Below are 10,740 nucleotides of genomic sequence, written 5' to 3'. Positions count from 1 at the left end.
ATTGGGATTTTTTTAGTGATGCTATAAATAGACTTCTATTAGTTTAGCTGCTTTTGCTTGTATAGTGATATGGTTAATACAAGCAGGAATAATAATAGTTTGTCCCATTTTAAGACTGTAATCCATTGTGTCATTTTTGGCTCTAATTATAACCTCACCTTCAACACACATATAAATAACAAACGAGTCCAAAGTTGTTAGGTCTCTAGTTATAGTTTTATTAAGCTCAATAATATTGGTTTCAAAATATGGAGATTTAACTAAAGGACTTGGTGCATTAGTTGTAATATTATAATTAGTTTTATAAGTGTCGTATACATTATAATCTATAGCATCTAATGCTAAGTCTGTATGCAATTCTCTTTTTTTTCCTGTTTTTTTATCAACTCTATCATAGTCATAAATACGATAGGTAATATTAGAAGTTTGTTGAATTTCTGCTAATAAAACACCAGCTCCAATAGCATGTACACGTCCCGTAGGAATATAAAAGGTGTCTCCAGAAGTTACGGTTTCAATATTTAAAATCTTATTTAAAGTATTGTTTTCAAGATTATTGATGTATTGATCTTTTTCTACATCTTGATTAAAACCAACAATTAATTCAGCATTTTTTTCAGCTTTCATGACATACCACATTTCATTTTTTCCAAATGAGTTATGTCTTTCTTTAGCTAGCTCATTACTTGGATGTACCTGAATGGATAATGGTGTCTTGGCATCTATAAACTTTATTAATAAAGGAAAATCGTTACCAAAAGCATCGTAAACCTTTTGTCCAACAAAATCAGCTTTATAAGTTTTAATTAAATCTTTTAAAGTTTTACCTTCTAAGTTACCACTGTTTACAACCGTTTGATTGTCTTTAACGTCTGATATTTCCCAAGATTCACCAATACTATCTTGTGTGTAGGATTTATTTAAAACTGTTTTTAGTTTATCTCCTCCCCAAATTCGATAACTATAGACAGGATTAAAAGTTAAGGGATATAATTTCATATTAAGCTAGTTGTTTGATATGGCTAATAAATTTTTTAGTAATAGCTTTAAGATGAATGCGAGTGTTTTGCATAGCATCATCCAAATTTTTTGATTCAGTTATAATTTGTGAGGCATAATTAATACCCATGGTGTTTAATTGTTTATCATTAATATCAATTGCACCACAAAAAACTGCGACCTTAATATTATTTTGTGTTGATACATCTAACACACCTTGAATAGTTTTACCTGCTAAGGTCTGATTATCTAATTTACCTTCACCAGTTATTATCCAATCTGCATTTAAAATTTGATTGTCAAAATTAGATAATTTTTTGATTAATTTATTACCACTTTCAAGATTTCCGTTTAAAAATATTTTAGAAGCAATTCCCATTCCTCCTGCAGCACCAGAACCTGGTATTGTTTGAGGGTCTATTTTAAATATAAGACTAATTAATCTAGAAAAATCCTTAAGACCTTTATCTAATAGTAATATGTCTTGTTTGTTAGCACCTTTTTGAGCTGCGTAAACATATGAAGCTCCTTTTTTTCCGTATAAAGGATTGGTAACATCACATGCAATTTGAAATTCTGTTTGAAAAATTTTGGGGTTAACTTGAGAGATATCTATGGATTTGATAGAGGATAAATTTTTGCCAATCGGGTTAACGGTTTTAAATTTTTTATCTAAAAATCGGTAACCTAATGCAGTTGCCATACCAATGCCACAGTCGTTGGTAGCACTTCCGCCAATACCAAGTATGATTTTTTTTGCACCTTTATTTAAAGCATCTAAAATAAGTTCTCCAGTACCAAATGTTGTCGTGATTTTACAATCTAATTGTTCGGGTTTTAACAATTTTAATCCAGAAGCTTCTGCCATTTCTATAAAAGCAGTTTCATTTTTTGAAGCGTAAATATAACTGGCTTCAATTGCAGAAAATAAAGGATTGCTAACAGTGGTTTTAATGGTTTTTCCGTTTAGATAATACTTAACAATATCTATCGTGCCATCACCACCATCTGCTAATGGAAGTTTAATAATATTTGCATTTGGGATTTCTTTTTTGATCTGTTTTTCTACAATATCACAAAACTCTAAACTTGTTAAAGAGTTTTTAAATTTATCAGGAGCAATTACTATTTTCATATTGTTTTTTAGCTTAAAAGTCTACCAATATACGTGGCAAAAAAGACAATAAAAATAAAGTAAGATAGTAAAATTATAACTTCTTTTTTACCTGCTTTATAAACCGTTATGTCTAAACCTGGTTTGGTTTCTTTTTTAATAATTTTACTTACAATTAATGCAATAATTATAGTGATTATACACCCAATGGCATTCCACCAAAACCAAAAGATGCTTGGTACATATAACCATAAATAAATATTAAATAATACACCAGCTACAATTCCTAAATTAGCACCTAATGCATGTGTTTTTTTAGTTAAAATAGCTAAAATGAATGCTGCTAAAATAGGACCATAGAACACAGAGCTAATTTTATTAATAACCTCTATAACTGTACCTTCAATACTTCCAGCAAAAAAGGCAAAAAACAAACAAACCAATCCCCAAAAAACGGATAGAAACCTAGAATATTGGACATATTTATTATCTGGCATGTCAGGTTTAAATCGTTTAATAAAATCTTCTAAAGTGACTGCTGATAAAGAATTAACTGTAGAACTTAAAGACGACATTGCTGCAGACATTATTGCTACAATTAAAATACCTATTACGCCATTAGGTAAGTATTTAATTATAAAAACAGGTACCATTAAATCGGCTTTTTTACCTTCTAAACTTGTAATGTTACTTTGATAAATAGAGTTTAAAAGTTCTTGAAAACTAGCATCCTGAAGGATTAAAGTACCTAAGACTAGTCCCATTATACAGTAAGTCAAAGTTATAGGAAACCTAAATAGACCATTAGCTAATAATAGCCTTTTAATAGTTGGTAGTCCTTTTGCAGATAATAAACGTTGCGATTGTGTTTGATCAGTTCCGTAATAGGACGCATATAAAAAGAAACCTCCAATTATCATAGGCCAAAAACCAAACTCATCATTTTTATCGGCATTATTAAATCCCCATTTAGAAAAATCAACAGCTGTTAATCGGTCTTTATCAACTAGAGTTATAAATTTATCATAACCACCTAATTCGCTTAAACCATAAAATAGGCAAATTATTATTCCGAAAAATAGAATACACATTTGTATAACATCTCCCCAAATTACAGCTTTCATACCACCTTGAAATGAATAAATCATGGTTATAACTCCAATAATTAATATTGAAATCCAAAACTCTATTCCAATAGTGGCCTGTAATATTAGAGCCATAGTGTAAACCATTACACCTGTTGCTACAGAGCGACTTATTTGAAAAACAAAACTTATTAATAATCTAGATGAAGCATCAAAACGACGTTCTAAAAACTCGTAAACACTTACAATGCCTGACTTATATAATGTAGGTATAATAGCAATTAATAAAAATGCCATTGCTAATGGTACGCCAAACTCGTAAGTTAACCATTGTAATCCTCCACCATCTTTTAGACCTACAAAGGCTGGAGCCGAAATAAAACTTATGGCAGACAATTGGGTAGCCATAGTTGATAAACTTAACGGAAACCAACCCATAGATTGACCACCTAAAAAGTAATCTTTAGAGTTTTTGTTTTCTTTAAAAAAATAACCAATCCCTAAAAATCCTATTAAGTATAATACAATTATGATGTAGTCTATATAATTCATCTGGTTTTAATTAGTTGATTGTTTATTGGTTTATTAAATCTAAAAATAATGCAGCACTCCATGAAAAATTATGTCCTCCATAACCTGCTTTACCATCTTTATGAGCTTCTTTTCTTGGGTCAAAATATTCATAAAAGCCATTATTTTTAATAATTTCAATGGTATCTTCTTTTATTCGTTTTGCAACATCATCAAAACCATTTTGTTTTAAACCATAGTATAACATCCAGTTTAGATTAACCCATACAGGTCCTCTCCAGTATTTTTTAGGATTAAATCTGTCGCTTGTAGGATCAAAAGAAGCACAAAGGTATTGGTCTGAATCCCCAAATTTAGCCATCATAATGTCAACCATTTTTTTAGCTCTTTCTTTACTAGGTAAGTTGGCGAAAAGTGGTGTAAAAGATGAAGATGATATGTGCCTTAATAATTTTTCGTTTCTTAAATCATAATGCACGTATACACCCAATTCTGAATCGTAAAGTTTGCTATTAATAGATTCTGTTCCTTTTTTCTGCCATTTTTGAAGTTGTTCAATTTTGTCTTCATTGTTACCAATGATACCGTATAAATCAATAAGACTTTGATTAGATTTAAGTAAGACTGCATTAAACAATGGGTCTTGAATTAAAAACGGAGAAAGTTGGGCTATTTTTTGATCGTTATAATTATTTTGTTTTGCTATTTCGATGATATGTAAATAGTGATCGTATTCTCTTTTAGAGGGTCTTTGTGTAGCATCTACATGGGTTGTGTCTCGTCTTTCAAAAGTATATTCAGGAGGATTCATGGTGTCCCAAATATCGTCCCATATAGGGGAGTTGTCAGTACCTGATTCCCAATTATGGTAGATATAAACTAGACCTTCATTTTGAGGATCACGTTGGTTGTAAAAGTATTCGTGGTTTTTATACACTTTATCAATTGTACTTTCAATAAAACTTAACGTTGCTTTTTTGTTTTTACTAATACGGTATAAATCCTGAAGCACAAATCCTGTTACAGGTGGTTGAGTCATACCTGTAGATTTATATTTTTCTGAGGATTGAGGATGTAAATCTGAACGATGAAAATCTGGTCCAGGAAAATAAGAATCACTTTCTGTATGAAAAATAATATGTGGTATAAACCCATTACTCCATTGAGCGTCTAATAATGTCTCTATTTCTTTTTCTGCTTTAGGCATATCAAAATGTGCAAAACCAATTGCAATTAATCCTGAATCCCAGAACCATTGAAAAGGGTATAGTTTGGCACATGGTATGCTAAATTTGTCTTTCCAGTTATTGTTTAATACTGTAATAGCGTTGTTTTGTAAATCCTTCATATACTTTAAAGATTGTAAGTTTTTTTGATTTCGGAAAAAATAACCCATCATTTTTATAATTAAAATGATGAGTTATAAGACTAATTAATAGTGTAAATTAAAAGTTGAATGTTGCTGTTAAAAATAGACGTCTAGGTAATATTGGTCTTCCTACAAAAAACTCTCCATCTGCAGATTGACCCGCAATACCAGCTCTTGGATTACCTTCTGTAATACCAGAACTATTAAATAAATTAAATACTGATAATCCAAAACGTAACGAAGTGTCTTCGTTGGTTTGCAGTGTATATCCAGCGCCTAATCTTGCAATTGTAATAGCGTCTAACTCTACATTATTAGTATCGTCTGTAAATTTTTTACCTGTGTGGTTGATTGCAAAGCTTGCGTCAAAGACTTTATTGTCATAATTAATACCAATGTTTCCTAATAGGTTGGGTTGTCTACCAATTTCATTACCTTCATTAATCGTACTTGTTGTACCATTAACTAAATCTTCAGTTTGATTAGTTGTAATCTCGTGGTTCTGGTAAGTTAAGGTAGCAGATACATTTATATAATCTGTAAATTTATATTTACCAGTTGCTTCTAAACCTATTGTTTGTGTAGATTGTTCGCTTTTAGCTTGGTCTACTAATTGACCACCAGAAATGGCTTGATCTATTCGAATACGATCACTCAATCCAACGTAATAAGCAGCTACTGATCCTGAAAATTTAGAAACCCCAAATTTAGCACCAATTTCACCTTGTAAAATTGTTTCAGCCTCATAATTTGTATCTCTTATTCCTGGAGTAGGACCAAAGCCACGTTGTTGTGGGAAAAAGTAACCTTTAGAAAAGTTAGCATATAAGTTTGTAGCATCAGTTAATTTGTATAAACCAGCTAATGATATTGCCCAATCTGTATCTTTAATTTCACCTGTAGTAAAAGTACCATCAGCAAATTGTACGTTTTGTAAGTTAGTTGTTAATTCGGCATCTTCATAAACCTGAGTTTCTTCTAAACCACCTCTACTGAATGTTCCAGTAGTTGATTCTATTCTAAAACCAACATCAAAACGCCATCTATCAAAAACCATTTCATCTGTCAAATAAAATGCAGTTCTGCTTTGTGTTAAGTAATTATTAGCAGTCATACCAATTCTGTTATACAAGCCACCTTCAGAATAAATTACATTATTTCCTCCAGCATCTGTGTAGCTTAGGTTTACAAGTTGTGGGTTGTTATTAAATTCTGATAGTACTCTGTATTGATAATTTACATCTTCGGCTTCTGTTCTGGCTAAAAACGTTCCTGCTGTATAAGTATGTATTCCATCATCAGATTTTAATATAAAACTAGCTTCACCAGAATAGTCTGTCATTGGTCTTAACCTGTCAACGTGTAAGTTTTCTACCACCAAATCATTATCATTAATTTGGTTACCAGCTCCACCTTGATAGCTTGCACTAAAAGCGGTATTATCTGGCGCGACAGCTGCAACATAATCATTTATAGTAATAGGGTTACCATAGTCACCACTACCACCTACATATAATGCAAAATTGTGTTGGTAGCTAGCGTACTTGACTTTAGATTTAAATTTAAGATTATCGTTTAAGTTATAATTAAAATCAGCTAAAAGATAACCACCTTTAGTGTATACACCATCTTCAATAGGACTTTCATAAACTCCTCCAGGTGTTAAAAATGAAGTGTTAGCAAGTTCACCAGATAGTAATTGGCTAACCTCTTCGCCATCATTACCATTTAATCTTTCTCTTAACCCTCCATCAAGAGGTAATGGTAAGTAAAATTGTGCTTTATCATTAATGTATTGACCATGAACAGTAAAAGATCCATTCTCAAATTTTTGTTTTATGTTTCCTCTAAATTGAACTCCTTTTGTAGCTAGTCCAGTTTCAATTGGTCCATCATCTTTTCTTACAAAACCAGTAAAAGCATAGTAGGTATTAGAATCTTCACTGCCTACTTGTCCACCAGTATAGAAATCGGTTTTTAGTCTTCCATTATTTCCCCATTCAACGTTAATTAAATTTTCGTCATTAGAATCTCCTGTTTTACTAGTGTAATTAATAATACCAGCAACAGATCCTGCTCCATATAGTACAGCAGATCCACCTCTAACAAATTCTACCCCTTTAAAACCAACATCTGGTCTTGCATAAACATCGTGTGCAGATGAGTTTAAACCAAACGTGCTCATAAGTGGCATGCCATCATATTGCAAAGGGTTAAAAACATATTGTCCACCAGAGGGAAGTCCTCTCACAAAAAGGTTGGTTGCTGTTTCTCCACCACCACCTTCAGCAGTAATACCTGGTACATCTCTTAAAATATCTGCTTGACTATTGGCAGATAATCTAGTAATTTCTTTAATTCCTTTACTACTTATTGACAAAGGCGCTTGTTTTTGTGATCTAAAAGTAGAAGAAGCAGTAAGTACAATTTCATCCAAATTATTACCTTCTTCTAAAATAATATCAAGTATAATTGGGTTACCGTTTAAATTTATTTTTTTTATTAAAGTAGTATATCCAATGTAAGAAACCTGTAACTCTTTACTACCTGTAAGGTCAGATACTGTAAACTGGAAATTTCCATCAAAATCAGTTGAAGTTCCTACATTTGAGTTAATAATTAAAATGTTAGCATTAGGAATAGGTAATCCAGAATTATCTTTTACTGTTCCTGATATTTCTGTTTGTGCAAACATCGAAAAACAACAAAATAATAATAATAGAGTGGTCGTTAGTTTTTTCATTTTATTAAGAATTAGTTAATGTTATGCTAATATAAATACGAATTAATCATTTTTGTATGTAAAAAAGTATGATATTTACACGCAAACGTTTGCGAAAACGTTTGAAATTTTATTTTAAATGAAGAAAGAAGTCACAACATTAAAAAAATTAGCGCAAACGTTAGAGTTGTCAATATCAACAGTATCAAGAGCATTAAATGATCATCCAGATATAAGTATAGATACTAAAGAAAAAGTAAAAGCTTTAGCCTTAAAACTAAATTACGTTCCAAATATTTTTGCAAAAGGATTTAGAAAACATAGATCTAATATAATTGGTGTTATAGTGCCAAATATTACGCATTATTTTACCACCACTATTGTAAGAGGTATTATGGAAGAGGCAGAGAGTAAGGGGTTTAGAGTTATTATATCAGAGTCAAATAATGATATTGAAAAACAAAAGGAAATGTTTAATACAATGATTCAGTTTGGTGTGGATGGTATTTTAGCATCATTAACCAAACGCACCAGAGAGGTAGATCATATATTAGCAACCTTAAATAATATTCCAATTGTTTTATTTGATAAAGTGTCTAATAAAATTCCGTGTACCCAAATTACTATTAATGATGAGGAAGCAGCTTATAATATTGTTGAGCATTTAATTAATATTGGTAAAAAACGTATTGCAATAATTAAGGAAAGCGAATATTCTTATAATTCTGAAAAACGTTATTCAGGCTATTTAAAAGCTTTAAAAGAGCACGATATAGCGTTGGATCCTAAAATGGTTATTAGTGTTGAAGATATATCAATAAAAGAAGGAAAACGAATGACTAATATTTTATTAAGTTCTAAAGAGCGTCCTGATGCTATTTTTGCAATAACTGATGGAGCAGCAATTGGCGTGATACAAACTCTTAATAAATTTAATGTCAAAATTCCGGAAGATATAGCAGTTGTTGGATTTAGCAACTCAGTTTACTCAACTATAATTGAACCTAAATTAACGACAGTAGATCAGCCAGGAGAAAAAATTGGTCGTACAGCAGTTAAATATCTTATAAATGAAATAAATCTACCTGAAGATAATATTACCAGTAAATTAGTTGAAATAAAAAGTAATATAGTAATTAGAGATTCATCTTTTAAATCATAAAAAAACGCTATAAATGTTTTGTTTATAGCGTTTTTTGTGGAGTCGGAGAGAATCGAACTCTCGTCCAAACAAGTAACCAAAGGGCTTTCTACACGTTTATTCTTTTCTTAGGTTTTCGATTAAAAGCTGGTTAAAGACAACCCACTTTTAACTTATCTTTTTTAGTTTCGAAAAAGTATCAAAGCGCTACTTAATCTATATTGACATTTTCGATGCCTCAAAATGGAACGCCGTCAATCAAGGCTTTCCGGAGACATAAAGCTTGCTCACCTTGTGAGCCGAGGCTTAATCCTACTATAATTCAGATTAGGCAGCTAAAGCGTAGTTATTCTCGCCGATTAAAAAGTTGACTTAGCGTTTAACGAGTTCAAAATCATTACTCGACGTGCTTACCGTTTAATTAATCTCGCTGTCAAAACCAGTCGACCCCATTTTTAATTAAATTATAAGAATGCAAAATTACTAAAAAGTTTGTTTAACCATGCATTAACTCTTAATTTAGTGCAAACTTTATACCAATTATATTTAAATGAAATTCGCAATTATAAAAGAACGTAAAAATCCACCAGATAGACGTGTGGTATTTTCTCCTAATTATTTAAAGCAATTAAAAACGAGTTACCCTGAGGCTGAGTTGGTTGTAGAGGCTTCAGATATAAGAGTGTTTAATAATGACCAATATAAACAAGAAAATATTACTGTTTCTGAAGACGTTTCGGATGCAGATGTTATGTTTGGTGTAAAAGAAGTGCCAATAGAGGCACTGATTCCTAATAAAAAATACTTTTTCTTTAGTCATACAATAAAAAAACAACCATATAACAGAACATTGTTACAGGCTATTTTGAAAAAAAACATTGAGCTTTATGACCATGAAACTATAGTTAAAGAGAATGGAGCACGTTTAATAGGTTTTGGACGTTACGCAGGTTTAGTAGGTGCTTACAATGGATTTAGAGCATTAGGTTTGCGTGATGGATTATTTAAATTACCTAAAGTTGAAACTTTAAAAGATTTAGATGAGGTAAAGTCAGAACTAGATAAAATAAAGTTACCTAACATGAAAATACTATTAACAGGATCCGGAAAAGTAGCTAAAGGAGCTAAAGAAATTTTGGACCATTTAAAGATTAAGCAGGTTAGTGATGCGTTGTATTTGACGTCTCAATTTACTGAGCCTGTGTATTGCATGATAGATGTTATGGAATACGCTAAACGTAAAGACGGTAAAGTAGGAGATAAGTGGGCTTTTTATAAAGATGCATCTGGTTATGAAAGTAATTTTATGCCTTATGCAAAAGAGACAGAATTTTTTATTGCAGGTCATTTTTATGGCGATGGAGCTCCTTATTTATTTACGCGTGAAGATGCAAAGCATCCTGAATTTAAAATAAATTTAGTTGCAGATATTTCTTGTGATATTGATGGTCCTGTAGCGTCAACATTAAGAGCCTCTACAATTGCAGACCCATTTTATGGTTATGACCCAATTAGCGAAACAGAAGTTGCTTATGATGCTGAAAACGCAATAACTGTTATGGCAGTAGATAATTTACCATGTGAGTTACCTAAAGATGCCAGTGAAGGTTTTGGAGATATGTTTTTAAAACACGTTATACCTGCATTTTTTAACAACGACGAACACGGCGTTTTAAAACGTGCTAAAATGACAGAAGCTGGTAAATTAACTAAACGTTTTAGTTATTTACAAGATTATGTGGATGGTAAAGAATAAAATTTTAAGATAGGAGTTTTAAT

General features: G+C 31.4%; 7 protein-coding genes and 1 other RNA gene. 2 read left to right on the top strand and 6 right to left on the bottom strand.

What is annotated here, in order from left to right; genetic code table 11:
- Positions 1–21: 21 nt before the first annotated feature.
- From ITB9_RS07830 to ITB9_RS07810, 5 genes are all read right to left on the bottom strand, one after another.
- A complete protein-coding gene (locus tag ITB9_RS07830) occupies positions 22–999 on the bottom strand; it encodes a type I phosphomannose isomerase catalytic subunit (RefSeq protein WP_054851790.1) in 978 nt (325 codons plus the stop codon).
- A 1-nt stretch (position 1,000) separates the two neighbouring features.
- Positions 1,001–2,134 (bottom strand): glycerate kinase, encoded by a 1,134-nt coding sequence (locus tag ITB9_RS07825; protein WP_054851789.1) that lies wholly within the window; start codon positions 2,132–2,134, stop codon positions 1,001–1,003.
- Positions 2,135–2,142: 8 nt separating this feature from the next.
- Positions 2,143–3,750: a sodium:solute symporter gene (locus tag ITB9_RS07820; protein WP_054851788.1), complete on the bottom strand. Its 1,608-nt coding sequence runs from the start codon at positions 3,748–3,750 to the stop codon at positions 2,143–2,145.
- Positions 3,751–3,772: 22 nt separating this feature from the next.
- Positions 3,773–5,077: a trehalase family glycosidase gene (locus tag ITB9_RS07815; protein WP_054851791.1), complete on the bottom strand. Its 1,305-nt coding sequence runs from the start codon at positions 5,075–5,077 to the stop codon at positions 3,773–3,775.
- 97 nt (positions 5,078–5,174) lie between these two features.
- Positions 5,175–7,841 carry a TonB-dependent receptor domain-containing protein gene (locus tag ITB9_RS07810; RefSeq protein WP_054851787.1) on the bottom strand — a complete coding sequence of 889 codons (2,667 nt, stop codon included), beginning with the start codon at positions 7,839–7,841 and terminating at the stop codon, positions 5,175–5,177.
- Positions 7,842–7,959: 118 nt separating this feature from the next.
- On the opposite strand from ITB9_RS07810, the gene ITB9_RS07805 reads away from it, so the two are divergent.
- Entirely contained in the window at positions 7,960–8,982 is a 1,023-nt protein-coding gene (locus ITB9_RS07805; protein WP_028291455.1) for a LacI family DNA-binding transcriptional regulator, read from the top strand.
- Positions 8,983–9,016: 34 nt separating this feature from the next.
- On the opposite strand, the gene ssrA is transcribed toward ITB9_RS07805, so the two are convergent.
- Positions 9,017–9,412: a transfer-messenger RNA gene (gene ssrA / locus ITB9_RS15350) on the bottom strand.
- A 99-nt stretch (positions 9,413–9,511) separates the two neighbouring features.
- Here ssrA and ITB9_RS07800 point away from each other — a divergent pair.
- Positions 9,512–10,717: an NAD(P)-dependent oxidoreductase gene (locus ITB9_RS07800; protein WP_054851786.1), complete on the top strand. Its 1,206-nt coding sequence runs from the start codon at positions 9,512–9,514 to the stop codon at positions 10,715–10,717.
- Positions 10,718–10,740: the final 23 nt, after the last annotated feature.

Origin of the sequence: Olleya sp. ITB9 (assembly GCF_001315805.1) — a bacterium.
Taxonomy (GTDB): domain Bacteria; phylum Bacteroidota; class Bacteroidia; order Flavobacteriales; family Flavobacteriaceae; genus Olleya; species Olleya sediminilitoris.
The sequence above is the reverse complement of the archived record's forward strand: the minus strand, read 5'-3'. Positions and strand labels throughout refer to the sequence as shown.

What these genes read in the sequence shown, in the direction of transcription:
- ITB9_RS07805 (WP_028291455.1), top strand. Translation starts at nt 7,960, where the DNA reads ATGAAGAAAGAAGTCACAACATTAAAAAAATTAGCGCAAACGTTAGAG.
- ITB9_RS07825 (WP_054851789.1), bottom strand. Translation starts at nt 2,134, where the DNA reads ATGAAAATAGTAATTGCTCCTGATAAATTTAAAAACTCTTTAACAAGT.
- ITB9_RS07800 (WP_054851786.1), top strand. Translation starts at nt 9,512, where the DNA reads ATGAAATTCGCAATTATAAAAGAACGTAAAAATCCACCAGATAGACGT.
- ITB9_RS07815 (WP_054851791.1), bottom strand. Translation starts at nt 5,077, where the DNA reads ATGAAGGATTTACAAAACAACGCTATTACAGTATTAAACAATAACTGG.
- ITB9_RS07830 (WP_054851790.1), bottom strand. Translation starts at nt 999, where the DNA reads ATGAAATTATATCCCTTAACTTTTAATCCTGTCTATAGTTATCGAATT.
- ITB9_RS07820 (WP_054851788.1), bottom strand. Translation starts at nt 3,750, where the DNA reads ATGAATTATATAGACTACATCATAATTGTATTATACTTAATAGGATTT.
- ITB9_RS07810 (WP_054851787.1), bottom strand. Translation starts at nt 7,841, where the DNA reads ATGAAAAAACTAACGACCACTCTATTATTATTATTTTGTTGTTTTTCG.